The organism is Collimonas silvisoli (assembly GCF_018305005.1).
In the GTDB taxonomy this organism is placed as follows: Bacteria; Pseudomonadota; Gammaproteobacteria; order Burkholderiales; family Burkholderiaceae_D; genus Collimonas; species Collimonas silvisoli.
Map to the genome: position 1 here is coordinate 1 of NZ_JAGQEG010000058.1, position 25,598 is coordinate 25,598.

24 protein-coding genes are annotated in these 25,598 nt (G+C 58.2%); 7 read left to right on the forward strand and 17 right to left on the reverse strand.

What is annotated here, in order from left to right; translation table 11 throughout:
• Positions 1–57 precede the first annotated feature (57 nt).
• The 9 genes from KHU33_RS15995 to KHU33_RS16035 all read right to left on the reverse strand — a co-directional run bounded on the left by KHU33_RS15995 (position 58) and on the right by KHU33_RS16035 (position 8,873).
• The gene (locus KHU33_RS15995) at positions 58–339 is read right to left on the reverse strand and encodes a DUF3303 domain-containing protein (RefSeq protein WP_211464681.1); all 282 of its coding nucleotides are present in this window, start codon (positions 337–339) and stop codon (positions 58–60) included.
• Between the two features lie 249 nt (positions 340–588).
• Positions 589–1,158, reverse strand: coding sequence for a flavin reductase family protein (locus KHU33_RS16000; RefSeq protein WP_211464683.1), 570 nt, complete (start codon positions 1,156–1,158; stop codon positions 589–591).
• A gap of 73 nt (positions 1,159–1,231) precedes the next feature.
• Positions 1,232–2,254, reverse strand: coding sequence for an SIS domain-containing protein (locus KHU33_RS16005; protein WP_230414312.1), 1,023 nt, complete (start codon positions 2,252–2,254; stop codon positions 1,232–1,234).
• Positions 2,235–3,356: an N-acetylglucosamine-6-phosphate deacetylase gene (nagA, locus tag KHU33_RS16010; RefSeq protein WP_211464685.1), complete on the reverse strand. Its 1,122-nt coding sequence runs from the start codon at positions 3,354–3,356 to the stop codon at positions 2,235–2,237. Before nagA ends, KHU33_RS16005 begins: the two co-directional genes overlap by 20 nt.
• A gap of 4 nt (positions 3,357–3,360) precedes the next feature.
• On the reverse strand, positions 3,361–4,329 hold the full coding sequence (locus KHU33_RS16015) for a BadF/BadG/BcrA/BcrD ATPase family protein (RefSeq protein ID WP_211464687.1): 969 nt from the start codon (positions 4,327–4,329) through the stop codon (positions 3,361–3,363).
• 7 nt (positions 4,330–4,336) lie between these two features.
• Positions 4,337–5,464 carry an ABC transporter ATP-binding protein gene (locus tag KHU33_RS16020; RefSeq protein ID WP_211464689.1) on the reverse strand — a complete coding sequence of 376 codons (1,128 nt, stop codon included), beginning with the start codon at positions 5,462–5,464 and terminating at the stop codon, positions 4,337–4,339.
• A gap of 37 nt (positions 5,465–5,501) precedes the next feature.
• Complete coding sequence (locus KHU33_RS16025) at positions 5,502–6,395, reverse strand: carbohydrate ABC transporter permease (RefSeq protein ID WP_211464691.1); 894 nt, start codon at positions 6,393–6,395, stop codon at positions 5,502–5,504.
• Between the two features lie 11 nt (positions 6,396–6,406).
• A complete protein-coding gene (locus KHU33_RS16030) occupies positions 6,407–7,330 on the reverse strand; it encodes a carbohydrate ABC transporter permease (protein WP_211464693.1) in 924 nt (307 codons plus the stop codon).
• A gap of 283 nt (positions 7,331–7,613) precedes the next feature.
• Positions 7,614–8,873, reverse strand: coding sequence for an ABC transporter substrate-binding protein (locus KHU33_RS16035; protein WP_211464695.1), 1,260 nt, complete (start codon positions 8,871–8,873; stop codon positions 7,614–7,616).
• A gap of 534 nt (positions 8,874–9,407) precedes the next feature.
• Here KHU33_RS16035 and KHU33_RS16040 point away from each other — a divergent pair.
• The 3 genes from KHU33_RS16040 to KHU33_RS16050 are packed head-to-tail and all read left to right on the forward strand — an operon-like array spanning position 9,408 to position 12,884.
• Positions 9,408–10,670 (forward strand): ABC transporter substrate-binding protein, encoded by a 1,263-nt coding sequence (locus KHU33_RS16040; RefSeq protein ID WP_230414313.1) that lies wholly within the window; start codon positions 9,408–9,410, stop codon positions 10,668–10,670.
• The gene (locus KHU33_RS16045; RefSeq protein ID WP_329956070.1) at positions 10,667–11,380 is read left to right on the forward strand and encodes a response regulator transcription factor; all 714 of its coding nucleotides are present in this window, start codon (positions 10,667–10,669) and stop codon (positions 11,378–11,380) included. Before KHU33_RS16040 ends, KHU33_RS16045 begins: the two co-directional genes overlap by 4 nt.
• A 16-nt stretch (positions 11,381–11,396) precedes the next feature.
• Positions 11,397–12,884 (forward strand): ATP-binding protein, encoded by a 1,488-nt coding sequence (locus KHU33_RS16050; protein WP_211464701.1) that lies wholly within the window; start codon positions 11,397–11,399, stop codon positions 12,882–12,884.
• Positions 12,885–12,890: 6 nt separating this feature from the next.
• Here KHU33_RS16050 and KHU33_RS16055 read toward each other — a convergent pair whose 3' ends face one another.
• The 3 genes from KHU33_RS16055 to KHU33_RS16065 form a co-directional block, all read right to left on the reverse strand.
• Positions 12,891–13,793: a LysR substrate-binding domain-containing protein gene (locus tag KHU33_RS16055; RefSeq protein ID WP_211464703.1), complete on the reverse strand. Its 903-nt coding sequence runs from the start codon at positions 13,791–13,793 to the stop codon at positions 12,891–12,893.
• A gap of 464 nt (positions 13,794–14,257) precedes the next feature.
• Complete coding sequence (locus KHU33_RS16060) at positions 14,258–14,683, reverse strand: DUF4019 domain-containing protein (protein ID WP_211464705.1); 426 nt, start codon at positions 14,681–14,683, stop codon at positions 14,258–14,260.
• Positions 14,684–14,844: 161 nt separating this feature from the next.
• Positions 14,845–16,032, reverse strand: coding sequence for an acyl-CoA dehydrogenase (locus tag KHU33_RS16065; protein WP_211464707.1), 1,188 nt, complete (start codon positions 16,030–16,032; stop codon positions 14,845–14,847).
• 215 nt (positions 16,033–16,247) lie between these two features.
• Here KHU33_RS16065 and sorA point away from each other — a divergent pair, with 215 nt between their 5' ends.
• Positions 16,248–17,480, forward strand: a complete 1,233-nt coding sequence (gene sorA / locus KHU33_RS16070; protein ID WP_211464709.1) for a SorA family sulfite dehydrogenase catalytic subunit — start codon at positions 16,248–16,250, stop codon at positions 17,478–17,480.
• 9 nt (positions 17,481–17,489) lie between these two features.
• Complete coding sequence (gene sorB / locus KHU33_RS16075) at positions 17,490–17,831, forward strand: SorB family sulfite dehydrogenase c-type cytochrome subunit (RefSeq protein WP_211464711.1); 342 nt, start codon at positions 17,490–17,492, stop codon at positions 17,829–17,831.
• Positions 17,832–17,949: 118 nt separating this feature from the next.
• On the opposite strand, the gene KHU33_RS16080 is transcribed toward sorB, so the two are convergent.
• From KHU33_RS16080 to KHU33_RS16090, 3 genes are all read right to left on the reverse strand, one after another.
• A complete protein-coding gene (locus tag KHU33_RS16080) occupies positions 17,950–18,150 on the reverse strand; it encodes a tautomerase family protein (protein WP_211464713.1) in 201 nt (66 codons plus the stop codon).
• 64 nt (positions 18,151–18,214) lie between these two features.
• On the reverse strand, positions 18,215–19,336 hold the full coding sequence (locus tag KHU33_RS16085) for an alkene reductase (protein WP_407928288.1): 1,122 nt from the start codon (positions 19,334–19,336) through the stop codon (positions 18,215–18,217).
• 203 nt (positions 19,337–19,539) lie between these two features.
• The gene (locus tag KHU33_RS16090; RefSeq protein ID WP_211464716.1) at positions 19,540–20,136 is read right to left on the reverse strand and encodes a TetR/AcrR family transcriptional regulator; all 597 of its coding nucleotides are present in this window, start codon (positions 20,134–20,136) and stop codon (positions 19,540–19,542) included.
• 311 nt (positions 20,137–20,447) lie between these two features.
• Here KHU33_RS16090 and KHU33_RS16095 point away from each other — a divergent pair, with 311 nt between their 5' ends.
• On the forward strand, positions 20,448–21,683 hold the full coding sequence (locus KHU33_RS16095) for an MFS transporter (RefSeq protein ID WP_230414314.1): 1,236 nt from the start codon (positions 20,448–20,450) through the stop codon (positions 21,681–21,683).
• Positions 21,684–21,732: 49 nt separating this feature from the next.
• Here the strand turns inward: KHU33_RS16095 and KHU33_RS16100 are convergent, their stop codons facing one another.
• Complete coding sequence (locus KHU33_RS16100) at positions 21,733–22,659, reverse strand: LysR family transcriptional regulator (protein ID WP_211464718.1); 927 nt, start codon at positions 22,657–22,659, stop codon at positions 21,733–21,735.
• Positions 22,660–22,795: 136 nt separating this feature from the next.
• Here KHU33_RS16100 and lysA point away from each other — a divergent pair, with 136 nt between their 5' ends.
• The gene (gene lysA / locus KHU33_RS16105) at positions 22,796–24,046 is read left to right on the forward strand and encodes a diaminopimelate decarboxylase (RefSeq protein ID WP_211464720.1); all 1,251 of its coding nucleotides are present in this window, start codon (positions 22,796–22,798) and stop codon (positions 24,044–24,046) included.
• 112 nt (positions 24,047–24,158) lie between these two features.
• Here lysA and KHU33_RS16110 read toward each other — a convergent pair whose 3' ends face one another.
• Positions 24,159–25,598, reverse strand: a complete 1,440-nt coding sequence (locus KHU33_RS16110) for an efflux transporter outer membrane subunit (RefSeq protein ID WP_211464721.1) — start codon at positions 25,596–25,598, stop codon at positions 24,159–24,161.

Sequence of the window (25,598 nt, forward strand, 5' to 3'; positions counted from 1 at the left end):
AAGCGCCCGTCCTGTTGACGGGCGCTTGCGCCAGGTTGAACACTGCCAACACTGTCTTTAATTGCCGATGCGCTGCAATACCGCGCCCAGCGCTTCATCTTCAAGAACAGGGACCGTCTTCAATTCCATCAGGTCGCTCCACATCAATGCAAACTCGGCGATGGCCTTGGGATCGTCACTCTCGATCAAATCAAAGCCGCCGCTTAAATCGACGCTGGTCCAGCGCCCCAGCAAGGTGACCCCGTCTGGCGGCAGTCCGCCGGTTTTTTTGAAGCGAGCAATACCTTCCTCGCGGGTCTTCGGGTCAGGTTTCCAAGAGAACGTCGTTATGAATTTCATGGGAATCCTCCTTCATCATCTGTGAAGCGCCGCCTCGCCAGCGATTTGGTCTTGACTGTTCCTCTTGCACGATCGTTTGAGCAGCGCGTTATAGCGTGTAAACACGCACGCTGAACTGAATGCTAGGTCAGATTAAGCAAATATCAATCAGGCATTAACAGGTTCGGGCAAGCTTAAAAATCCGCGTCGATAGAGGCGGATCTGTCTGGAAATATTTGTCCGGCAATGTTATGCCGATCCAGCACTTCGTTAGCGCTTCAATTCGACATTGAACGCCTCGCCGGTGGCAAAGAAGGCACCGCCGGACAGGTAATGCAATGAGCGCTGATCGTCGGCCGGGAAATGCCAGCGGCCTGCCGAAAACGCCGCTGCATCGGCCCAGGCGGCGACTACCTCGGCGATAAACAGATCGTAGTGCTGCTGCGTGTGCAACTCTGGAATAACCTTGCATTCGAGCCAGGCCAGGCAGCCCGACATCAGCGGCGCGGCAATTTTCTGCGATGGGAATGTGGCGATACCGAGGGCGGAAAATTTATCGCCGTCGCGTCCCGAACTCGATCCTACCGCCAGCGTGGTTTCAGCCAGCGCCCGTGTCGGAATATTCAAGGCGAACTCGCTGGATGCTTCCACCAGTTCGCGGGTCAAGGTGCTGCTATCGATTACCAGCAAGACTTTGGGCGGCTCGAAATCCAGCGGCATCGCCCACGCCGCCGCCATCACATTGCTGACGCCGGCGTGGGCGCTGGTGACGATGGTAGTGGGGCCGTGATTGAGCAGGCGATAGGCTTTGGCGAGTTCTACTGGCTGGATATTTTGCATCTGGCTTCCGATAGCGTTGCGAAAGCCTCTTAGTTTATCCGAGATATTGCATCCACTCGGAAGATAGAACGAGTTACTCGGTCTTGGTCACTTTGCTCAAATGCCGCGGCTGATCAGGGTCCATGCCGCGCGCCACTGCCAGTTGCGCCGCCATCACATAGAAGGCCTGGATCGCTACGATGGGATCGAGATCCGGCGTGGCGGCAACCGGCAGCGTCAGGTCGCGCCCGCTGACATCGTCCGGCGCCGCCAGCAATACCTTGGCGCCGCGGCCGCGCATTTCCTCTGCTAGTTTGAGCAGGCCGGCCTGGGTCGGTCCGCGTGTGGCAAAGATCAGCAGCGGATAACCTTCGTCGATCAAGGCCATCGGGCCATGCTTGATTTCAGCGCCGCTGAAGGCTTCGGCCTGGATCGCCGAGGTTTCCTTGAATTTCAGCGCCGATTCCAGCGCCAGCGGCAAACTGATGCCGCGCCCGACCACCATGATGTGCGAAGAGGGCGCCAGCGCTTCGATGGCGGGCGTCCAGTCCAGCTGAGTAGCCGCTGTCAGTGCCTGCGGCAAGGCGTCGATGGCGGCCAGGAAGGCGGCGTCGTCTTGCCAGTGCGCGGTGAGCCTGGCGGCGGCCACCAGGCTGGCGATGAAGCTCTTGGTGGCTGCCACGCTGAGTTCGGCGCCGGCGTGCAAGGGCAAAGTCCATTCGGCGCTGGCCGCCAGCGGCGACGCGGCATCGTTGACCAAGGCAACCGTGGTGGCGCCGCTGTCACGGAAATAACGGATAGGTTCGATCACGTCAGGGCTTTGGCCCGACTGTGAAATGGCGATGGCGAGTGCATCGCGTGCCTGCAGGGGGGCTTTGTTCAGCGTTACCAGCGATAGCGGCAGCGAGGCGACGATGCGGCCCAGGCGCGCCATGATCAGATAGGCGCAATAATTGGCGGCATGGTCGGAACTGCCGCGCGCCACCGTCAGAATGGTCGACGGTGGCGTGGCCCGCAGGCGTTGCCCCAGTTCTGCGTAACGGTCGCGCTCCTGGCTGAGCTGCAAGGCGATATATTCTGCTGCCGAGCGGGCCTCTTTAAGCATCAACGAGGTCAATTCTTTCTCCTTCTACATAGACGGCTTTGAGTTTGAGCTGGCGATCCAGCACCAGAATGTCGGCGAAACAGCCTGCCTTGAGGCGGCCGCGCTCTTGCATGCCGAGATAGTCGGCGGGATAAGTGGAGACGCGCAGCGATGCTTCGGCCAGGTCCAGTCCCAGCGACACCAGGTTGCGCAAGGCTTGATCCATGGTCAGGGTGCTGCCGGCCAGGGTGCCGTCGCCCAGGCGCACGCCGCCCAGGCATTTATGCACCACCTGGCGGCCCAGCATGTATTCGCCGTCCGGCATGCCGGAGGCGGCGGTGGAATCGGTAACGCAATACAGGCGCGGGATCGCACGCAGCGCGGTCTTGATGGCGCCCGGATGGACATGCAGCAGATCCGGAATCAGTTCGGCATATTCGGCATGGGCCAGGGCGGCGCCGGCCATGCCCGGCTGGCGGTGATGAAATGAACTCATGGCGTTGAACAGGTGAGTAAATCCGGCTGCGCCGTTTTTCAGGGCCGCCACGCCATCTTCATAAGTGCCGAGGGTATGGCCGATCTGAACCCGCATGCCGAGTTGCGACAAGGTTTTCACCAGCGCCATGTGGCCATTGATTTCCGGTGCGATGGTGATCAGTTTCAATGGCGCAAAACTGCGCAGCCAGTCGACTTGTTCCAGGGTCGCGGCAATCGCAAAATCCGGTTGCGCACCGAGCTTGCCGGGATTGATATACGGGCCTTCCAGATGTGCTCCCAGCACTCGCGCACCGCCTGCGCGGCGGCCGCGGCAAGCACGGCCGATGGCGCTCAGCGCCGCTTCCAGTTCTTCCGCCGGCGCGGTCATGGTGGTGGCCAGCATGCTGGTAGTGCCGTGCTGTGCGTGCAGGCGCGAGACCACATGCACCGCATCGCCGGCTTCCATGATGTCCTTGCCGCCGCCGCCGTGGACGTGCAAATCGATGAAGCCGGGCAAAATATAATCGCCGGTGTCTGGCGCCTGTTCCCTTGCCTCGCCGCTGATATCGGTGATCATGTCGCTGAAGTTGATACTGCCGACGATCCAGCCGTCGCTAGTCAATACATTGCCATGCAATTGGGTTGTGCTGTTACTCATGTTATTACTCATGCTGCTGCTCATGGTGGGCTCCTGCAGGCTCTGCCGCGAGCTGCCGGCGCAGCAGCAGCAGTGCGCCGATTGCGGCGTCGGCGCGCGGCGCAATCGCGCGTGATTTTAACGGTTCCGGCAAATAGGCTTGCAACGGGCCGGCCAGGCCGCCGCACAGAGCGATCGGTAATTGTTGCGAAGGATCGAGCGCGCCGGCGATCTGGGCGATTTCCTGGCCGGCCTTGCGCAAGATGGCAAGCGCCGCCTCGTCCTGCCCGGCGTGCGCCACTACCAGCGGCGCCAGTTGCGCAAAGATGCTTTGATTGGCGCTGGTGACCCAGGCCAGCACGCGCTCACGGTTTTGGCTGGCGCTGAAGCTGTCGCCGCCGCCGCAGAAACGGACGATGGCGCTGGCCAGCGGCCCTGCCGCGAGACGGCCATCGAGCACCCGTTCCACATGGTTGGCGGCGCGCAAGCCGATCCAGCCGCCGCTGGCTTCGTCGCCGGTCATGAAGCCCCAGCCGCCAACCTCGCTGCGGCTGCCGTCGCTGCGCAAGACTTCGCCGACGCTGCCGGTGCCGATCGCCACCACGACGCCGGCCTGGCCCAGATGGGCGCCGAGCAAGGTGGTGAAGGCGTCGGTGCCGATCGCCAGGGCGCCGAAGCCTGGGTTCTGCTCGGTAAATTGCGCCGCCCATAGCGGGTTGTTGATGCCGGACAAGCCGCAGCCGGCGGCAATCGCCTGATACGGCGGGCGGTTGATGCCGGCGGTCTGGAATGCATTGTCGAGCGCCGTGACGATAGCGCACCAGGCCTTGCTGGTGCCATGCATCAGCGCCGACGGTCCGCTGCTGCCGTCGGCGACATGGCTGCCATCCGGGCGCTCGACCCGGATGTGGGTTTTAGTGCCGCCGCCGTCGACGCCGATCAGATACTCATACGCTGTTTTCAACTCAACTCCCACGCCTTTTTCAAGGCGCATAGTGTATCTAATTATATTGTTTGGATGAAATCATATTTCCCGGTTTCAGCCTTGCCAGCGCCAGTCCTTTGGCGTCGAACACGTGGAAAGCGTTGCTGGGCGCCGACAGGGTGACGCTATCGCCGATATGCACCGGATTATTGCCGTCGCCGCGCACCAGCAGATCCTGGCCATCCTGCAGCGTGACGTAGATAAAGTTGGCTTCGCCCAGATGCTCGACGATGCTGACCTTGCCGCTGAATACCTCTCCACTATGCGCGTTTTCCAGAATATGTTCAGGCCGCAGCCCGACTGTCACGGCGTCGCCGGCCGTGGCGCTGCCGGCGGCAACGTCGGCGCGGATTTCCTGGCCGCTGCTGAGCTTGATTTTGAGGTGGTTAGCTTCGACTGCTGCTATCGCGCCCTTGAACAGGTTCATTTTCGGCGAGCCGATGAAAGTCGCCACGAACAGGTTTTGCGGACGTTGATACAGCTCCAGCGGCGAGCCGGCTTGCTGGATATAACCGTCGTTCATCACCACGATCTTGTCGCCCAGGGTCATGGCTTCGACCTGGTCGTGGGTGACGTAGACGATGGTGGCTTCCAGCTGTTTATGCAGTTTGGCGATTTCGAGCCGGGTCTGGACCCGCAATGCGGCGTCCAGGTTGGATAGCGGCTCGTCAAACAGGAACAGTTTCGGCTTGCGCACGATGGCGCGGCCGATGGCGACACGCTGGCGCTGGCCGCCGGACAGCTCGCGCGGCAAGCGGTCCAGCAGGTGATCGATTTTCAAGATGCCGGCGGCGTGGCGGATGCGCTGGTCGATCGCGGCCTTGTCGGCGCCGGCGATCTTCAGGCCGAAGGCCATGTTCTTGTACACGGTCATGTGCGGATACAGGGCATAGCTCTGGAACACCATCGCAATGCCGCGTTCAGCCGGCGGCAAATGGTTGACTACCTGGTCGCCGATCGACAGCTCGCCGCTGGTGATCGATTCCAGGCCGCACAACATGCGCAGCAGAGTCGATTTACCGCAGCCGGAGGGGCCGACCAGCACCACGAATTCGCCATCCTTGATTTCCAGATTCAGATCGGCCAGCACGTTCTGCTTGCCGTCGTACGACTTGGTGCATTGCTTAACGCTTACGTTTGCCATGGTATGTCTCGCTGTTTTACTTGATTTTTACGCATTTTTACTTAACCGCGCCGGAAGTCAGGCCGCGGATCAATTGCCGGGAGAATATGACGTACATGATCAGGATCGGAATCACCGCCAGCGACAGCGCCGCCAATACCGAATTCCAGTCGGTCACATACTGGCCGATGAATTGCTGCACGCCGAGGGTGACGGTCTTGGTTTCATCCGAGGGCGCCAGGATCAGCGGGAACCACAAATCGTTCCAGGCCGGGATCATGGTGAAAACGGCCACCGTGGCAATCGCCGGGCGGATCAGCGGCAGGATGATCTGGAAGAAGATCTTGAATTCGCCGACGCCGTCGCAGCGCGCCGCATCTTTCAATTCCTTGGGAATCTGGCGGATGAATTCGGACAGGATCATCACCGCCAGCGGCAAGCCTTGCGCGGTGTACACCAGGATCAGTGCGCTGCGGGTGTTGATCAGATCCAGGCTGACCACCAGTTGCAGGATGGAGACGGTGCCAAGCCGGATCGGAATCATGATGCCCAGCGCCAGGTACAGCGCCATCAGGCGGTTGCCGCGGAATTTGTATTCCGACAAGGCCCAGCCGGCCATGGCGCCGAACAGCACGATCAATAGCAAGGAGCCAAGCGTGACTAGCAGGCTGTTGCCGAAGTACAGCATGAAATTGGTGTTGTGCAAGACCTTTTCAAAGCCGATCAGCGAGAACGAGTCAGGCGTTGGAAACGCCAGCGGATTGTCGAAAATCGCATCGCGCGATTTGATCGAATTGATCAGGATCAGGGCGATCGGAAACAGCGCAATTACGGCATAGGCGCACAGCACGACGTGCACCCAGATGCGGCCAAGATTGGCAAGCCGGCTAGGGCGCACCAGCGGCGCCGAGGTGGAAGCCGCGGCCGAAGAGAGCGAGGAAATGGATGTCATGGCTGTCCTCGTTACAGTTCGTAGCGTGTCAGCTTGCGCTGCACGAAATAGAAATAGCTGGCGACGCCGAGCAGAATCACCAGGAACATCAGGGTGGCTACCGCTGCGCCCATGGTCGGGCTGCCGATCTGCGCCTGGTAGCCGAAGAAGGTGCGATAGAAAAAAGTGCCCAGGATGTCGGTGGTGTAATTAGGGCCGGCCAGTGCGCCCTTGACCGAATAGATCAGGTCGAAGGCGTTGAAGTTGGCGACAAAGGTCAGGATCGTCACCAGACCCAGCGTCGGCAGAATCAGCGGCAGCTTGATCTGCCAGAAAATCCGGAACGAACTGGCGCCTTCGGCATACGCCGCTTCCAGCACTTCTTCCGGCACCGCCAGCAGGGCGGCATAGATCAGCATCATCGGAATGCCGACATATTGCCAGACCGATATCAGGCCCAGCGTCAGCAGCGCGGTGCTTTCCTGCCCCAGCCATGGCGCAAAATAGTCGCCCAGGCCGACATGCGTCATCAAGCCCTCGCCGACGCCCCACAGCGGCGACAGGATCAGTTGCCAGATAAAGCCGATGATCACCACCGACAGCAGGGTCGGCAGGAAAATCAGGGTGCGGTAGGTGCGTGCGCCGCGCAGGCCCTTGAGGCTGAACAGGGTGGCGAGCAGCAGGCCGATCGGATTTTGCAGCAGCATGTGAATCGCGAAAAATTTCACGTTATTCAACATGGCGTTCCAGAAAGCCTTGGACCAGTCCGAATCGAACAGGATGGTGTGGTAGTTGGCGAGGCCGACGAAGCTGTGGACGCCGGCGTCGTTGCTGGTATAAAAGCCCAGGCGCAGGGTATCCAGCAAAGGCAGCGCGCTGAACATGGAATAGATGATGACCGCCGGCGCCAGGAATATCACGATGTGCCAGGGGAATGTCTTTTTTTGAAGATTCATTCGTGTTTTCGGTGATTGCATAGAATGCGAGGTTGCCGCGGGCAGGATGGAAGGCACGGGGAGATCGTGCTGTTCATCCTGGCCCCGCCGCGGACCATGGAAGACGAACGTGACAGCGGCTTATGTTTTGACTTCAGTGCCGCTGGCCACGGGCTTGCCCAGTGAGTGGCAAGCCTTGGCTGCTACGGTGTTTGCCAGGCTTGCCTGATGCACGGGGGCAGAGTCAATCTTAAACTCTTCCCCGCCTGGCTGACAGCAGTGTTTAATGTGCTACTTGTGCTATTTATTGTTGCGGTTTGTACCACTTGGCAAAACCAGTCTGGATTTGCGCCGCAGCTTCCTTCGGCGCCAGTTTGCCGTTGAGCACCTGGGCGTTCACGTTCCACAACTGGTTCTCCATGCTCGGCTCGCCGCGGTTGAGGATTTGCGCGTTGAGGCGAATCGTCGATGAGCAGGATTTGCGCCAGTCGATCATCTGCTTGGCAACCGGGTCCTTGACCGAGATCAAGTGATCCGACAGCGAGAAGAAGCCGGTGACTTTATTGGTGTAGATGTCGGCAAATTCCTGCGAGCCGAGCCAGGCCAGGAACTTGTATGCGTCTTCCTTGTTCTTGGATTTCTTGTTGACGCCCATGCCGATGTCGTTGTGATCGGAGATATAGCATTTGTCGCCGGCTTTCGGCACTGGCGGCGGGAAGGCGCCCATTTCGAATTTGGCGTTGGTGTTGAAATAGGCGATATCCCAGGAGCCGGTCGGATAGATCGCTGCCTTGCCGAGAGCGAACTGGTTCTGGCTGTCGCCGTAGGTTTGCGAGCTGGCGCCCTTGGACAGGTATTTGCCCAGTTTTGCCTCGTATTCAAAGGCGTTGACGAAGTTCGGGTCGGTGAATTTCTCCTTGCCGGCGATCAGCGCTTTGCGGCCTTCTTCACCCTTCCAGTAGTTCGGTCCGATGCCGGTAAACACCACCTGGCTGGATTCCCATTGGTCTGCGGTGCCCAGCGCCAGCGGCGTGTATTTGCCGCTGCTCTTGACGGTGTCCAGCACCTTGAAGAATTCCGCTTCGGTTTTTGGCGGTTGCAGGTTCAGTTCTTTGAAGATTTTCTGGTTGTACAGGAAGCCGTGCATCACCGATGCGATCGGCATGCAGAAAGTGTCCTTGCCGTCATCGGTCTGCCAAGCGGTCTTGGCGGAAGCAGGGAAGTGTTCCATGCCTGGTTTGCCATCCAGTTTTTCCAGATTGCCCTTCTTGTACAAAGACAGCGAAACATCGAAAGGACGGCAGGCGATCAGGTCGCCAGCGGTGCCGCCGGCCAGGCGCGCGGTCAGGCTGGAGTCGTATTCGGTAGGAGCGGTAGGGGCGAATTTGACTTCAATCCCCGGATTCTTTTTCTGGAAGGCCGGAATCAGCACGGTTTCCCATAAGGTCTTGTCATCGACCCGCCAGCTTTCAATGGTCAGCGTGCCGGCTTGCGCCGTGCCGAAGGTCGCCAGGGCGATCAGTACGGCATTGCGGATGGTGCGAATTCGGTTGATGGTTTGCATCAAAGTCTCCTGTTGGGTTTTTGTTGCTTGATTTTTTTATCGGACCAGCGCGGCTCTCTGTAGAGCTTGATGCCTATCAAACCGCCGCGCACAGACATTAGCACCATAAAAATTGTGTTGCCATCTTCCTTGTAAAACGTCTGTGCGATTTGCTTAAGGTTTTGATTTTATTGGAAAAATGTGAGTTTTTTGATTTTTGCTGATTACATATCTTTACAGTGCGGCCAATAAATAATTACCAGTGTCACTGGGCAAAAATGGTGATTGCACGACGACGTGCAGCCTCAGTCAGTATAGATAAAATTACGAATATTTACGTTTCTTTACAAAACGAGAAGAGCGCTAACGTTGCTAACGTCGCATACCGGACTTGCGCTATAGTCACACGCGATGTGGGAGACGGAACAAGTGTTTATAAAAATATCAACAAGGCGCACGATGATTGATAAGCGACACGTGAATAACAGGGGAGGCACGCAAGCCTGGCTGACAGGATCGCGTAGTTGGATCGTACTATTCGCACTTGGCTGCCTATTGAAATACGCGATTGGCATCGCCGGCGCCGCCACTGTGGCGTCGGCTCCAAATCCAAATCAGCCTGCCGCAGCCTTGCAAGTGGTGCACTGGTGGACCTCGGCCGGCGAGCGCAAGGCGGTCGATGTGCTGGCCAGTAAACTTGCCGAAGAAAATATCCAATGGCGCGATGCGGCGATTCCCGGCGGCGCCGGTCTGGGCGCCAGCAAGGTGCTCAAGAGCATGGTGTTGGCCGGCAAAGCGCCCGAGGCCACCCAGCTGAATGGAATCGTATTCGGCGAGTGGGCCGATCTCGGTCTGCTGCTGGAGCTGGACGATGTCGCCACCCCGGGCGGCTGGCAAAAACTGCTGTTTCCCACGGTGTGGTCGCTGGTGCATAACCGCGGCCATGTGGTGGCGGCGCCGCTGGGCATCCATCGCATCAATAATCTGTTCTATAACAAAAAGATCTTCGACCGGCTCGGTTTGACGGCGCCCAAGACCTGGGCCGAATTCGAGCGCGTGGCAGAGAAACTCAAACATGCCGGCGTCACGCCGCTGGCGCAAAGCAGCGAAGCGTGGCAAGTCGCCACCTTGTTTGAAACGCTGGTGCTGGCCGAAAGCGGCCCGGCTTATTACCGTTCTTTGTTTGTCGATTTGAACCCGGGCGCATTCGGCGATACCCGCATGACGCATGCCTTGCAACGCTTGCGGACGCTCAAGGCGTGGATGGCGCAGCCGGTCAGGGAGCGGCCGTGGCCGGAAATGACGCGTCAACTGGCCGATGGCGACGCCGCCATGTTCGTGATGGGCGATTGGGCCAAGGGCGAGTTGCTGGCCTGGGGTTTGACTACCGACCAGGAATTTTCTTGTGTCGCAGTGCCTGGCACCGCCGACTATCATTTGTACAGCGTCGACACTCTGGCCATGTTCGCCGGCGACTATTCACATCAGACGGCGCAGGAAAAGCTGGCGCAGCTGATCATGTCGCAGCCCGTGCAAAGCGCTTACAATCAGGCCAAGGGTGCGATCTCGGTGTGGCGCTCTCCGGCATTATCGAAAATGGATAGTTGCGCGCGTTCCTCATGGAGCGCGTTCAGCAAAGGCAGTGCATTTCAAGCGCCAAGCCTGGTGCATCGGATGGCCGCCGACGAAACCGCGAAAGACGCCATCGTGGCCGAAGTACATCGTTATTTTGTGGATGACAAGATGAGCGAGAGCGATATCCAGCGCAGGCTGGTGAGCATTGCCCGGTCCTTGTCGAAAACAGGAAAGCAGGAATAATGCGCAAGATATTGATCGTCGATGACGACCAGAAAACCAGGACTCTCTTAAAAGCTTATCTGGAAAAGAATCAATATGAAGTGCGCCTGGCGCATAACGGCGAAGCGTTTCTGGCGGAATTTCAACGCTACGCGGACGAGTTGTCGTTGGTGATCCTGGACGTGATGCTGCCGGATACAGATGGCTTTGCCTTGTGCAAAACGGTGCGCCGCCGTTCCAACGTGCCGATCATCATGCTCACCGCCAGTTCCGACGAGACCGACCGCGTGGTCGGCCTTGAGCTTGGCGCCGACGACTATATCGCCAAGCCCTACAGCCCGCGTGAACTGCTGGCGCGCATCAAAGCCATCCATCGCCGCAGCGGCATAGACAGCGCGGTAGCGCCGCGCTACTACCGCTTTGTCGGTTTCACGCTGGATACGGTAGAGCGCACCCTGAGCGATCCGGACGGTCAACTGGTGGCGCTCACCGGCCTCGATTATCAATTGCTGAAATACTTTGTCGAACACCCGGGCGATGTGCTCGATCGCGGCGTGCTATGTGAAGAAACCCGCGGCCGCGACGTCGGCCCGCTGGACCGTTCGCTGGATGTGCAGATCAGCAAACTGCGCCTGCGCCTGAACGATGGCGGCAAAGATCCGCATCTGATCAAAACGGTGCGCGGCGCCGGTTATGTATTCTCTGCCGATGTGGCCGTTTCTCAAATCTGACTGCAGACCTGAGTCCATGCCTGAGCGTAGCTGGTCGGCCTGGTATAACCAGCTGCTGTCCTGGCTGTTGCCGCATACGCTGCTGGGCCGGCTGTCGGTGGTCATGGTGTTCGGCGTGCTGGTGACTCAGCTGGCGGGCGGTTTGATCTGGTCGGCGCAATTGCGCAGCAAGGCTGAAATCGAAACCAAGACAGCGGCCCAGCACTTGGCGCACAGCGCGGCCAGCGCGATCCGTTTCTTCATGAGCTTGCCGGCAAATTACCGGCCGATCCTGATCCAGCAATTGCGTGAAATGGGCGGCACCCGGTTTTTTGTGAATACCAACGACGGCCCGGTGACGATTCACAAGATTGCCGATAATCCTTTGGCCAACATGGCGCTGGCCGATATCGGCGCGACGCTGAAAACCGATCTGCCTTTTCTACCCGGATTCCGCCTGGCGTTTGCCTGGCCAGAGGATCTGATGGTGTCGCCGCAAGGTTTGCAAGTCGCGGATTTACCGGACAGCTGGGTCCAGCACACGCTGCTGATCAAGCCGAATCCGGCGCCGGTGCTAGTGATCCAGACCGAGCTCGAACCCGGCAACTGGCTATACCTGGCGGCGCTTATGCCCAACCCTTATTTTCTCGATAGCGATAACCCGCTGTCGCCGCAACGCCTGCTGTTGCAGGGTTTGTCGCTGGCCACCGTGCTGCTCTTATCGATTCTGGTGGTGCGCTGGACCACGCGGCCGCTGGCGGCGCTGTCGGACGCCGCCGAAGCCTTCGGCAAAGGCGAGGCCGCGCCTGAATTGCCGGAAACCGGCAGCCGCGAGTTTATCAAGACCGCCCGCGCTTTCCGGGCCATGCGCGAACGCATCAAGCGCTATCTGGATGATCGCGAGCGTTTGTTTGTCTCCATCTCGCATGATTTGCGCACGCCCATCACGCGTTTGAAACTGCGCAGCGAGTTGCTCGACGATGAGCAGCTGCGCAGTGAGTTCCATGAAGATCTGGATGAGCTCGACATGATGGTGAAGGGCGCTTTGCAATCGGTCAAGGATAGCGATATCCATGAAAACCGCACCGAAGTGCGGCTCGATGCGCTGATTTTGCGCATGATACGGGATGCCCGCATGGCAGGGCACGAGGTGGCGTTCAGCGAATCGGGACTAACCGTGATGGCCAAGCCGCTGGCGCTCAAGCGCGCCATCGGCAACCTGTTTGACAACGCCTTGCACTACGGTGAAAAAGTCGAGATCGCGGTGACTGCGATAGCAGGTGACTCTGGCAAGGAGATCCAGATCCGGATTCGCGATCATGGTCCGGGCGTACCCGAAGAAGCCTTGCATAGCCTGTTCGATCCGTACACCCGGCTGGAGCATGGCCGCGACCAGAATGCCGGCGGCATGGGATTGGGCTTGGGCATCGCGCGCAATATCGTGCAAGCGCATGGCGGTGAATTACGGCTGCACAACCATACGGATGGCGGCCTGGTGGCAACCATCGTCCTGCCCGCCAGCTAATCGGCCCTACAAGCCGAAGCTATAGTTTTTTGCCACATGCAAAGCGGCTTCGCGCAGGTCGTGGCCCAACTCTGAACGGATGCCGCCGCTTGGGTAGGCGAGTACGTATTTGTAATTGATGTCGGCTTTGAAGGGCCGGGTGACAACGCCGTGCGGGCGCCAGATCTTGGCCGCAAACGGCTCCACGATAGCAACCCCGAAACCATTGGCAACCATGGCGTAGCGGGTGTGCGAGGTGTGCGTCTGGATTGTGTAGTTAGGGCGGATCGCGGCCGATTTCAGGGTCGACAGCTCGCGGTCGTAGGATTGCGCGCTGTTGGGCATCCAGCCGATCACGTTTTCGCCGTCAAGATCTTCCGGCAGGATTATTTCCTTTTGTGCCAAGGGATGGGCCGCCAGCATCGCACACAACACGGTGGCTTCCATGAGCGGCTCCACTTCAATGCCGGCGAACGGCGGAAACGCCAGGCTCAGCGCCATGTCGACCTTGAGGTCTTGCAGGCTGACCAGGATCTCGGGCACGGTGCAACTGTCGATCTTGACCGAGACATCGGGGTGCTGTTTAAAGAAGCGTTGCAGCACCTCAGGCAGCAACGTGGTGGACAGCACCGGCAAGCAGGCAATGGAGAGGCCTTCCGGCGCTTCGTGGCGAATGTTGCCGGCCACTTGCATCAGCCGCTCCAGTCCCAGGAAATTTTCTTCCACTGCCTTGTAAAAACGTACCCCGGCATTGGTTGGTTCCAGCCGGCCTTTGGCGCGGTTGAACAGACGGAAACCGAGGTCTGCCTCTAAATCGGCAATCAACCGGCTGATTGCCGGCTGTGTCACATGCATGCGGCGGGCGGCCGAGACACTGGTGCCGGAAATCATCAGTGAACGGAAAGCCTCGATTTGTCTGAAACGGATCATGGTTTTATATCAATGCAGAGTGCTGTCTCGCGTGCGAATCAAGTTGTAGTAGGCGGCTATAAAACTGGCTATGAAAATGTATATAACAAACGTCTATAACAAACAGCTATGGCACATACGAATTTGTGAGTGGACATGATATTCCATTCTTGTGACACTGTCTGCACTGAAGACGTTGCCGGGTTTGTCAACGGTGATAGCGTTACCGAATTTTAAATTGAACAACAGTTCAATGAAAGCTCAAGCAGATCTATTCTGATATTTGAGAAAATGATTTCTGGTTATGTTCCAGATTTGCCCACAAGGCGCCCTGTATTAAGAGATTTCGAGGCCCTCACAAGGTGGCTTTCGGATCCTGGGGTTACACCAGGCCGCTAAGATCGCGACGCTGTTGATCCGCATTTCTTCTGGCATTTCCCTCGTCTATTCTTCCCGCGCCTCGTTGTTGCCATTTCTGATTTTCATCAGCGAATGAAATAGCCTGAAACTTTCCAGCTACCGTCCTTTTCGCGCATAGGCGTCACCGTTTCAACCGCCGATTTCTTATTTTCGAATTGCGTCTCGTATTGGATCACCACATACTCACCGTCGGGCGCACCGGGCAGAGTGGTTGCATATTCCGTGCTTTTGAGTTCGCGCGCCTTGACCGCGCCAAGCGGCGCTCTCAATGAGCGGACGCCGGTTTCCCAGGTGCTTTTTGCGATGCCGGTCTTAAAGAATGTGCCTGCACGCTCCCAGCTCTCGCCGTACTTGCCGGCGTCGGTCAGCGTCATCCATGTAGTGGCCGCACCGGTGGCTTGCCTGATGAGCTCGGCTTGCTGGTCTGCAGCGAAGCAGGGCGCTGCGGATGTCAGTAGTGCTGCCGTGAATAGCGTCAGTATGGTTTTCATGTTTGCTTGCCTCTGGATGAGTTCTGCTGGCCACGATATAGGAAAGACGATCAGATCATAGGGGGTGAAGCAGTGATTTGCAATGCAGGCGGCGAGTTGAAACGGCCGATCGAAATCGCGCCATACCCAATATCCGTGGCGATATAGTTCTGTGCATCGCTTCAATTGGCAAAAGCAGCGATGCCGGTTTGCGCCCGGCCTAGAATCAAGGCATGCACATCATGCGTTCCTTCGTAGGTATTCACCACTTCCAGATTGACCAGATGGCGGATCACGCCGAACTCGTCGGAAATGCCGTTGCCGCCCAACATGTCGCGCGCAACGCGGGCAATGGCTAGCGCCTTGCCGCAGGAATTGCGTTTCATGATGGAGGTGATTTCGACCGCAGCCGTGCCTTCGTCTTTCATGCGGCCGAGCCGCAGGCAGCCTTGCAGCGCCAGCGTGATCTCGGTTTGCATGTCGACCAGTTTCACTTGCACCAGCTGATTGGCGGCCAGCGGCCGACCGAACTGCTTGCGGTCCAGCGTGTATTGGCGCGCCGTGTGCCAGCACGATTCGGCGGCGCCGAGCGCGCCCCAGGCGATGCCGTAGCGCGCCGAATTGAGGCAGGTAAACGGGCCTTTCAAGCCGCGCACGTCGGGGAAGGCGTTTTCCTCGGGGCAGAACACCTGATCCATCACGATTTCGCCGGTGATCGAGGTGCGCAAGCCGACTTTGCCGTGAATCACCGGGGCCGACAAACCTTGCCAGCCTTTTTCAAGCACGAAGCCGCGGATGGCGCCGTCATCGTCCTTGGCCCAGACCACGAACACATCGGCGATCGGACTGTTGGTGATCCACATCTTGGCGCCGGAAATCGCATAGCCGCCATCGACCTTGCGCGCCCGGGTTTCCATGCCGCCGGGATCGGAACCGTGATTCGGTTCGGTCAAACCGAAGCAGCCGATCAATTCGCCGCTGGCCAGTTTCGGCAAGTATTTTTGCCTGGTGGCTGGATTGCCGAATTCGGAAATCGGCAGCATCACCAGCGAGCTTTGCACGCTCACCATGGAGCGGTAACCGGAATCGATGCGTTCGATTTCGCGCGCGATCAAGCCGTAGCTGACGTAATTCAGGCCTGCGCCGCCGTACTCTTCCGGGATGGTGGCGCCGAGCATGCCGAGCGCACCCATTTCGCGGAAAATCTCGACATCGGTTTGTTCATTACGGAACGACATCAGCACCCGCGGCGCCAGTTTGTCACGGGCGTAAGCGGCGGCGCTGTCGCGCACCATGCGCTCTTCGCCGCTGAGTTGCTGTTCCAGCAAGAGCGGATCGTCCCAATGGAAGCCGGCATGTGATGAGGGCATTTTTTTCTCCAGAATTATTTTTTTGATCCGATCTACCTATTGCGCAGGTAGATGTTAGCTTTGCAATTCGCTTTACCGCTAGGCGCTATCGTACTAAAGTTATTGCCACTCATGCTACATGATGAAAAACGAGTTGGGCCGGGTGCGCCGCCGTAATTTCCGATGGCATGTCAGCCCTCGCAATGAGAACAATGTCGGTATCACAGGAGATCACCATGAAATACGATGAAGGCAATATCATATCCAGTCGTCGTAAATTTTTGCAGCATGCCGGGCTTGCTGCAAGCTCGCTGGCGCTTGCGCCGCTGCGTGGCGTAGCGGCTGCCACCGTTAGCATACCGGTGGAAAACGGCGAGCGTGACCTGATCGCCTATCCGCAAAAACGGCCGCTGATGCGAATCACGACGCGGCCGCCGCATCTTGAAACGCCTTTCAGCGTATTCAACGAAGGACCGATTACCGCGAACGACGCATTTTTCGTGCGCTACCACCTGGCCAATATTCCGACCTCGATTGACGCCGAGTCCTATCGCTTAATGATCAGCGGCCGGGTTAAGCGCGAACTGTCGCTGTCGCTGGCCGAACTCAAGTCGATTGCGCCGGCGGTCGAAGTGGTGGCGATCAATCAGTGTTCCGGCAACAGCCGCGCTTTTTCGACGCCGCGCGTATTCGGCGCGCAGCTCGGCAACGGCTCGATGGGAAACGCTCGCTGGATTGGGGTGCCGTTGAAGGCCGTGCTGGAACATGCAGGCATACTGGCTGACGCCAAACAGGTGAGCTTCAAGGGCCTGGACCAGCCAGTGTTGCCGAGCACGCCGGAATTCATCAAGGCGCTCGATATCGATCACGCCCTCAGTGGCGAGCCAATCATCGCCTGGTCCATGAACGGAACCGATATTCCTTTCTTGAACGGCTATCCGATCAAATTGATCGTGCCCGGTTATTTCGGCACATATTGGGTCAAGCATCTGAGCCAGATCGAGGTGCTGGATCATGTTTATGACGGCTTTTTCATGGCGACCGCATATCGGGTTCCCGACAATGACTGCATGTGCGTGGCAGCGGGTACGGCGCCGGGTAAAACACGGCCGATTTCACGCTTGAAGACGCGTTCATTTATTACCAGCCTGCATGACGGCTCGGTAGTGCAGGCTGGGCGTCGGGTGGAGCTCAAGGGCATCGCATTCGATGGCGGCAGCGGCATCAAGGCCGTGGATATTTCGGAAGACGGCGGCCAGATCTGGAAGAGCGCGGCGCTGGGCAGGGATCTCGGCAAATATTCTTTCCGCGAATGGCGCTTCGGCATGACGCCGTCGCGCAAGGGCGAGTTGCAGCTGATGGTGAGGGCGACCGCGCAGAGCGGCGAAATCCAACCGCTGGAGGCGACCTGGAATCCGGCGGGCTATGCGCGCAATGTGATCGAAACCACGAAAATCAGCGTCGCTTAGGAGACCGCCATGAAATACGTAAAAACGACGGTTGCTGGCATGCTGTTTAGCGCCGCAGGGATGTTGGCTGGCGCATCGGCAGCGCCTGTGAGTATCACGTTGCCGCAAGAAACGGCGCAGCTCAAGCCTTCCACGCATCCGGGGTACGTGATTGCCACGCAGATGTGCGCGATCTGCCATTCTGTAGACTACATCAACCAGCAGCCCGGCAAGATGAGCCTGACGCAATGGACGGCGGAAGTAGCGAAAATGCAGCACGCGTACGGTGCGCCCCTGAGCGATGATCAGGTCAAGCAAATTGGGGAATATCTCGCGATCACGTATGGGAGCGAAAAACCTGCGCCACATTAGGGCCTGTTAACAGTGTGTTGGGAGTGCGGGCGCGCGGCATGATGGCCGGCGGCAAGCCGGAGCGAGAAGCGAGTCTGAGCGGCAGATCCGCTTCTCGCTAGCGCCGATTTTCCTGAAATCAGTTGCCCAGCTTCTTCCAATCGTCGGTCAACAAACCAGCAAAACCCCAATCTTCCTCATTGATCTCTTGAATCACGATATGCGTGTGCTCCGGCTTTTTGCCGAGCACGCGCACCAGCGAGTCGGTGACATCCTTGACTAGCTGCGCCTTTTGTTCCCGGCTGGCGCCCTTGGTGATCTGGATGTTTACATATGGCATATGGATTGCTTCCTTGTGAATCGCTGGCAGCGCGGCGTTTAGCCGCGCCGCAGCGGTTGCGTGATTACGCTTCGGCTTGGTTCAGCGCCGGATAATCGGTATAACCATGTTCGCCGACACCGCCATACAGCGGCGCATCTTCAAACGGCGTATTCAGCGGCAGGTTGTGCTGCAAGCGATAGACCAGATCCGGGTTGGTGATGAAGGCGCGGCCGAAAGAGACCAGATCGGCATGGCCGCTGGCGATGGCCTCGCGCGCCATGATACGGTCGTAGCCGTTGTTCACCAGCCAGGCGCCGTCAAAGCGCTGATGCAGTGCTTCGTAATCGAACGGTGCGTTATCGCGCGGGCCGCCGGTGTGGCCTTCGACCACGTGCAGATAGGCCAGGCCGAACTGGTTGAGCTGCTCCACCACGTAGTTGAACAGCGGCTGCGGCTGGCTTTCCCTCGAATCGTTGACCGGCGATACCGGCGACAGGCGCACGCCGACCCGGCCGCCGCCGATTTCAGCGGCGGTCGCAGCCACCACTTCCAGCAGCAGCCGGGCGCGGTTTTCTATGCTGCCGCCGTAGTTGTCGCTGCGATGGTTGGCGCCCTCGCGCAGGAAACTGTCGAGCAGATAACCGTGCGCGCCGTGGATTTCAATGCCGTCAAAACCGGCTTCCAGGGCGCGTCTCGCAGTCTGGCGGAAATCGTCGACCACGCCAGGAATATCGGCCAACGCCAGTTCGCGCGGCACCGAAGTGTCGACAAAACCTTCGCCGACCACAAAGGTCTTAGCTTCGGCGCGGATCGCCGACGGCGCTACCGGCGCTTTACGGTCCGGCTGGAACGATACGTGCGACATGCGGCCGGTATGCCAGATTTGCACCACGATGCGGCCGCCTTTTTCATGCACGACATCGGTGATTTTCTTCCAGGCGGCGACTTGCTCCGGCGTATGCAGGCCAGGTGTATTGGCATAGCCCTGGGCCTGGGCGGACACCTGGGTCGCTTCGGTAACGATCAGACCGGCTGTTGCACGCTGGGCGTAATATTTCAGGTTCAGCTCATTAGGGACGTTGCCTTCGCCGGCGCGATTGCGGGTCAAGGGCGCCATCACGATCCGGTTGGACAATTCGATGTCGCCGATGCGGACTGGTTGGAACAGGCTGTCTTCGGTGCGAGGTTCTTGGTTGCGGCTCATATGCATTCCTTTGTGGATAAATCGCGGTTAAGCGAGTGGTGGTTTGACTTGCTGCTGATACTTGTTGCTGATATTCGCTACTGATAAAAACGGCAAAACAGGTTAATAAATGACCGGTCGTCTTGAGTTATTGTTTAAAAAATGTGCTTCTGGTTGCGCCGCCGGCAACATAAAATCTGATGGCGCACGGCGGCGAATAAGCATTACGGCAGAAAAAAATGGTTGAACATCAAATTGACGCAGGCGCGCACCGGCGCCGTCGAGCGCTCGATTTTCATGCGCAGCAAAGCGCCTTCCCATGCGTTCCAGAAGAAATCGGTCAACTGCTCCGCGCTCAGGTCGGTACGCACCGAGCCGTCGGCCTGGGCTTTGCGCAAATAGCCGCTGAAACGTTTATGCCAGCCGTTGACCACTTGTTGCAGCGTAAGGCGGCAGAGTTCGCTGGATTCCGACATCTCTGCCGCGAAATTACCCAGCAGGCAGCCGGATTTGACTGTGCATTGTTCGTGGTAACTGATGATCCGTTCGTAGCTGTATTGCAACGCGGCCAACGGCTGCTGCGGTCCTTCGCCTAAACAAGCCGACCATTTTTCCGCGAAACCGGCGGCGTAGTGCGAGATGACCTCCGCGCCGAAATCTTCCTTGCTCTTGAAGTAGTTGTAAAACGAACCCTTGGGCACGCCGGCGGCATCGACGATTTCCTTGATGCCGGTACCGTTGTAGCCTTGCTCCGCGAATAGCTTGAGCCCGGTTTCGAGCAGGGTTGCGCGGGTGTCGCTGAGGATGTGAATTTTATTCATTCCGCCATTATATGACCAGTCGTCTCAAATTGCTTGAGGGCCGAAAAAATAATCTTCAATGATGCTTTTGTTGCAACCAGGCGGGTCTGCAAAAAGTTAATTCCAGGAAGTTTCATAAGCCGCATTTTAGCTATGGCGACAGCGCATATTTAATTTGCGGCGGCAGATAAATTCTAGCAGCATTACTGCTATCATTTGGTCAATGTTCCTATCCGGAACTGTTCGCGCCGCGCTTACTTACCCAGTCTTGCCGCTTTCAAAGAGTTGCCATCATTTTTACTACTGCATTCCGTCTATTTTTCACGCGCAAATTGTCGGCCGATCCGATGCTGCGCCAGCACGACTTCCGCCGCTTCTGGCTGACCACCTGCATTGCCAGCTTTGGCGAACAGATCAGCAGCCTGGCGATACCGCTTACTGCCGTCTTGCTATTGCAAGCGACCCCGGCCCAGATGGGCACCCTGATCGCCTTGCAGACCTTGCCGTTCGCGCTGTTTTCCCTGCCGGCCGGCGTCTGGCTGGACCGGCGCAACAAGTATCCGGTGCTGTTGTGGTCGGAGTTCCTGTTTGGCGTCGTGTTGCTGATAATCCCGCTGAGCTACTGGCTGGGTTTGCTGACCATGCATGTGCTGTACGCCGTTGGCTTCCTGATGGGCATAGGCTTTGTGATCGGCGGCAGCGCTGCCCAGGTTTTCTTGGCGCAGCTGGTCGGGCGCGAGCATTTACTCGATGCGCAAAGCAAGTTTGCCGCCACCGATTCGATGGCGCGGCTGGTCGGCCCCGGCATCGCCGGCATGCTGGTGCAGTTGCTGACGGCGCCGGTGGCGGTGCTGGTCAATGCGGTCGGTTTCATGGCGTCGTGGTGGAATTTGCGTTATCTGCGTAAGCGGGATACTTATCCGGCGCCGTCCGATCGCCATCCCTTCCGTGAGATGCTGGACGGCATCAAGATGGTCAGAAATCACGAAGTGCTGTGGGCGCTGGCGTGGGGCACTGCCTTGTGGCAGGTATTGTTCAACGGCTACCTGGCCTTGCAAATCCTGTTCGCCAACCATCAGCTAGGCATGTCGCCGGGCGTGTTGGGCGCGGCGCAAACCTTGGGTGGTTTGGGCGTGCTGGCCAGCTCCATGCTGCTCAAGCCGCTCTCCAGAAAATTCGGCAGCGGCCGCACGATCCTGATCGGCCTCGGCGGCACCGGCGCGGCGTGGCTGTTGCTGGCGATGATTCCGGCCAATCTGCTTGGCTCGCCACTCTTGAGCGCCCTGGCTTATGGCGTGGTGGTGTTCATATTCGATTGCAGCACCATGCTGTATTTCATGCCTTACCTGGCGCTGCGGCTGAAACTGACGCCGGACGCTTATCACGGCCGCATGGTGTCGACCATGCGTTTCATGACGGTTGCGGCGGCGCCGCTGGGGGCTTTGTCGGCCGGCTGGATTGCCGAGCATCTGGGCGTGCGCAGCGGACTGATTGCTATCGCGGCGGGCGGCAGCTTGCTGACTTTCGGGTTGCTGAAGACTTCGCCCTTGCGCGATATCAGGGATTAAAACCGGGGATTAAGGCTTGATGTTGGTGAATAGATCTGCGCGGAGCCGTTTAAGCTTTTTGTTTTAGCGCTCTCTTTAAATGTGTGGACAGCGTTAAAGAATGGTTGTGCAAGATGGCCTCGAATTCATCGACAAGTACCGAGGACGCCCTGTGTTCCGGCCTGACGAGGCTCACGATAAACGGTATCGACTCAGAAAACCGCCGTAAATGAAGACCGCGTCCCGCCTCTTCCATCGCTGTCAGAGGATTTACGATAGCCAACCCTAAACCTTGCCTGACCATTGCGCATACGGATGCGGCACTCGCCGTTTCAATCGTTACGCGGCGATCTACGCCGTTACGTAAGAAAACGTTGTCTAGTTGTTGTCGATAAGTGTCAAAGACAGACAAGTTGATGAACGACTCTCCTGAAAAATCCTTGGGTATAAGCCTTGTCTTGGCCAACAGCGGATGCCCTTCCGGCAGGACGCAAACCATATCTTCGGAAAACAAGAGCGAGCGTCCGGTAGCTTGCGGCGTGGAGGCGGTTTCTGTCAGGCCGAGATCATGTCGTTGTGATGTCAGCCATTCCTCTAGCAGGGGAGATTCTTGTGGCGTGATGCTCAGACTAACCGCAGGGAAGCGCTGCAGAAATTGACGGCACGCCGCGGGCAGCAGCGTCTGCGAAAATGTAGGAAGACAAATAATGGATAGCTGCCCCTGCTCGAACTGCCGTATCGAAGAGGCGAGACTAATGACACGCTCCAGCCCCAAATAGGAGCGTTTCACTTCCTCAAATAACAATATGGCTGGCGCCGTTGGTAGCAGTCGACCACGTACGCGGTCGAACAAATTCATATGAACCTGTGATTCAAAACGGGCGAGATCTCTGCTGACGGTCGGTTGCGAGGTCCGCAGCAGCGCCGCTGCCTCGGTGACGCTTCCTGTGGTCATTACAGCTCGGAACACCTCGATGTGCCTGAGTGAAATGGGCATGGTTAGAAAATCCGGAAAATATTAAGCCATATCATAAATGAATAGGTTTCATAAAAATTGATATTTTATTGAATTGATTTTTTAGCGGATGATTAAATCCCATTCCTTGCTCGAACCGTTAAACCGTTAATTACGCATGAATACAATTTCTCCCGATATGATTCGTGAACTCGCTCGCTGTTATGACACTCCGTTATGGATCTATGACTCCCAAACCATTGAAAATCAGGTACAAAAACTGCGAGCTTTCGACGTGATTCGCTTCGCGCAGAAAGCATGCTCGAATATTCACATATTACAAATAATGCGTGAACAGGGGCTGACGGTAGATGCGGTTTCCTTGGGCGAAATTGAACGGGCATTAATTGCCGGGTTTAGTCCGCAAGGGGCGCCGGCGGGATTGATATTTACGGCAGACGTGATCGATGCCGATACTCTGGCACGGGTAACCGAACTTGAGATTGAGGTCAATGCCGGCTCAATCGATATGCTGGAACAACTTGGCACGGCCAACCCGGGCCATCGCGTCTGGCTCCGCGTCAATCCGGGTTTCGGTCACGGTCACAGCAACAAGACCAATACCGGCGGAGAAAACAGCAAGCATGGCATTTGGCATACCGATCTGCCGCAAGCGCTGGCGGTGATTAAAAAACACGGCCTGCACTTGGTAGGGCTGCACATGCATATCGGATCTGGAGTCGATTACGATCATCTAAAACAGGTGTGCGCCACCATGACCGCACTGGTAGAGCAGCTTGGGCATGACATCGAAGCAATTTCTGCGGGCGGCGGTCTTTGCATTCCCTATCATGAGAACGATTCGGCGGTCGATACCGATCATTATTTTGGTTTGTGGGACGCGGCACGTAAAGATATGGAGCGACATCTCGGTCATCCGATTCGGCTTGAGATCGAGCCAGGGCGTTTTCTGGTCGCTGAGGCAGGCGCCTTGCTGTCCGAGGTGCGGGCCGTAAAAGACAGTGGCGCCAATCATTTCGTGCTGGTTGACGCCGGCTTCAATGATCTTATGCGGCCGTCCATGTATGGAAGCTACCATCATATATCGGTGATCCATCACGTCGGCATGTCTCCCGAAGCGATGCAGGCTCGCCCTACGGTAGTAGCCGGGCCACTGTGTGAATCCGGTGACGTGTTTACGCAGCGCGAGGGCGGGATCGTTGAGCCGCGTATGATGGCGGGGGCTCAAGTAGGCGACTATCTGTTGTTTCACGACACCGGCGCATACGGCGCATCCATGTCATCCAACTACAACAGCCGGCCACTGTTGCCCGAAGTGCTGATCGAACGCGACGCCCATCGGCTGATTCGACGACGACAATCGATTGCAGAGCTGATTGCGCTGGAGACCAGTCTGGGAGCCGGATAATCCGCAGCTTGCCCGTGCAGACCAGGTTGCAGCCGATTGCTACGCAAGCGATATTTCCGAAAGTGGCGATGCGGCGTGAGCGACACCGCCATTTTCTAAGCTGCTTACTTACCTACTTAGCCAAGGCCAAAGCGCTGTTGCTGGCCGCAGGGGCATCCCAGCCGCCACCCAGCGCCCGTATCAAGCCCACCGACGCCACCGCCCGCTGACCGACGCTCTGGCTTTTCGCACGCTGCGCGGAAAGACTCGAACGTTGCGCGTCGATCACTTCAAAATAGCTGGTAGAACCATTCCGATAGCGCGAATCGGCGAGGCGGGCGGCGAGTTGCGCCGACTTAACCGCATCTTCCTGAAAACGAATCTGGTTATCCAGCGTGCGCAAGGCGCTCAGATTGTCTTCCACGTCCTGGAAGCCGGCCAGCACCTGCTGGCGGTAATTCGCCACCACCGATTCATAGTTGGCGTCGGCCCGCGCCAGATTGGCTTTGTTGCGGCCGCCATCCAGCAAAGGCAGGTTGAGCATGGTGCCGACCAGCGGCCCCAGCAGCCAGCTGCGGCTGGACCATTTGAACAGATTGTGCAAGGCGTCCGAGCTGTAGCCGCCGGAGGCAGTCAGCACCAGGCTCGGAAAGAACGCCGCTTTGGCAACGCCGATACGGGCGCTGGCGGCGGCCAGCTGGCGCTGGGCCTGGGCGATGTCGGGCCGCCGTTCCAGCAGGTCGGAAGGCAGGCCGGGCGGCACGCTGACTGTCACCGGTTGCAACGGTTCTGCCGCCAGCGTGAACTGCGCCGGCGCCTTGCCAAGCAGGATCGCCAGCGCATGGTCGCGCTGGGCGCGGTTGCGGCTGACGCCTTCCTGCTCGGCCTGGGTCACCGACAGCTCGGTATTGGCTTGCGCTACGTCCAGTTCGCTGGTGTCGCCGGCGTCATAACGATGCTGGACCAGGCGCAAGGCGTCTTGCCGCAGTTTGATGGTTTGTTGCAGCACATCGAGTTCGGCGTCCAGCGAGCGGATCGCAAAATACTGTTGGGCGACATCGGCTTGCAATGCAAGCAGCACCGAGCGATACGCGGCCTCCTGTCCTTCCGCATCGAGACGGGCGGCGCGGCTGCTGTCCGACAGGCGGCCGAACAGGTCGACTTCATAAGAAGCGTTCAGTTGCGCACGCCACTGGGTTGAAGCGCCATTGGCGTCACCCTGGCGGGTAGGGCCGAAGCCGCTGCCGAGCTGAAATGCACGATCGGCATCGGCCAGTCCGGCGGTGGCGCGCGCTTCCTTGACACGCGCCATGGCCATCACCAGGGTCGGGCTGGATTGGGTTGCCTCTGCAATCAATTTGCTGAGTTCGGCATCGCCGAATACCGACCACCAGGCGCCGCGATCGGCGGCGTCGGCAGGTTGCGCCAGTTTCCATTTGCCATCCAGCGTTGCCGCTTCCCGGTACTGGCCGGGCAGGTCGACTGCGACCTGTTCCGGCGGGTTGGTGGTGGAGCAGCCGGCCAGCACCAGTGCGGCCACCAGCGTGCTGAGTTTGAGATTGAAAGTTTTCAT

What these genes read in the sequence shown, in the direction of transcription:
- KHU33_RS15995 (WP_211464681.1), bottom strand. Translation starts at nt 339, where the DNA reads ATGAAATTCATAACGACGTTCTCTTGGAAACCTGACCCGAAGACCCGC.
- KHU33_RS16000 (WP_211464683.1), bottom strand. Translation starts at nt 1,158, where the DNA reads ATGCAAAATATCCAGCCAGTAGAACTCGCCAAAGCCTATCGCCTGCTC.
- nagA (WP_211464685.1), bottom strand. Translation starts at nt 3,356, where the DNA reads ATGAGTAACAGCACAACCCAATTGCATGGCAATGTATTGACTAGCGAC.
- KHU33_RS16015 (WP_211464687.1), bottom strand. Translation starts at nt 4,329, where the DNA reads ATGCGCCTTGAAAAAGGCGTGGGAGTTGAGTTGAAAACAGCGTATGAG.
- KHU33_RS16020 (WP_211464689.1), bottom strand. Translation starts at nt 5,464, where the DNA reads ATGGCAAACGTAAGCGTTAAGCAATGCACCAAGTCGTACGACGGCAAG.
- KHU33_RS16025 (WP_211464691.1), bottom strand. Translation starts at nt 6,395, where the DNA reads ATGACATCCATTTCCTCGCTCTCTTCGGCCGCGGCTTCCACCTCGGCG.
- KHU33_RS16030 (WP_211464693.1), bottom strand. Translation starts at nt 7,330, where the DNA reads ATGAATCTTCAAAAAAAGACATTCCCCTGGCACATCGTGATATTCCTG.
- KHU33_RS16035 (WP_211464695.1), bottom strand. Translation starts at nt 8,873, where the DNA reads ATGCAAACCATCAACCGAATTCGCACCATCCGCAATGCCGTACTGATC.
- KHU33_RS16050 (WP_211464701.1), top strand. Translation starts at nt 11,397, where the DNA reads ATGCCTGAGCGTAGCTGGTCGGCCTGGTATAACCAGCTGCTGTCCTGG.
- KHU33_RS16055 (WP_211464703.1), bottom strand. Translation starts at nt 13,793, where the DNA reads ATGATCCGTTTCAGACAAATCGAGGCTTTCCGTTCACTGATGATTTCC.
- KHU33_RS16060 (WP_211464705.1), bottom strand. Translation starts at nt 14,683, where the DNA reads ATGAAAACCATACTGACGCTATTCACGGCAGCACTACTGACATCCGCA.
- KHU33_RS16065 (WP_211464707.1), bottom strand. Translation starts at nt 16,032, where the DNA reads ATGCCCTCATCACATGCCGGCTTCCATTGGGACGATCCGCTCTTGCTG.
- sorA (WP_211464709.1), top strand. Translation starts at nt 16,248, where the DNA reads ATGAAATACGATGAAGGCAATATCATATCCAGTCGTCGTAAATTTTTG.
- sorB (WP_211464711.1), top strand. Translation starts at nt 17,490, where the DNA reads ATGAAATACGTAAAAACGACGGTTGCTGGCATGCTGTTTAGCGCCGCA.
- KHU33_RS16080 (WP_211464713.1), bottom strand. Translation starts at nt 18,150, where the DNA reads ATGCCATATGTAAACATCCAGATCACCAAGGGCGCCAGCCGGGAACAA.
- KHU33_RS16085 (WP_407928288.1), bottom strand. Translation starts at nt 19,336, where the DNA reads ATGAGCCGCAACCAAGAACCTCGCACCGAAGACAGCCTGTTCCAACCA.
- KHU33_RS16090 (WP_211464716.1), bottom strand. Translation starts at nt 20,136, where the DNA reads ATGAATAAAATTCACATCCTCAGCGACACCCGCGCAACCCTGCTCGAA.
- KHU33_RS16100 (WP_211464718.1), bottom strand. Translation starts at nt 22,659, where the DNA reads ATGCCCATTTCACTCAGGCACATCGAGGTGTTCCGAGCTGTAATGACC.
- lysA (WP_211464720.1), top strand. Translation starts at nt 22,796, where the DNA reads ATGAATACAATTTCTCCCGATATGATTCGTGAACTCGCTCGCTGTTAT.
- KHU33_RS16110 (WP_211464721.1), bottom strand. Translation starts at nt 25,598, where the DNA reads ATGAAAACTTTCAATCTCAAACTCAGCACGCTGGTGGCCGCACTGGTG.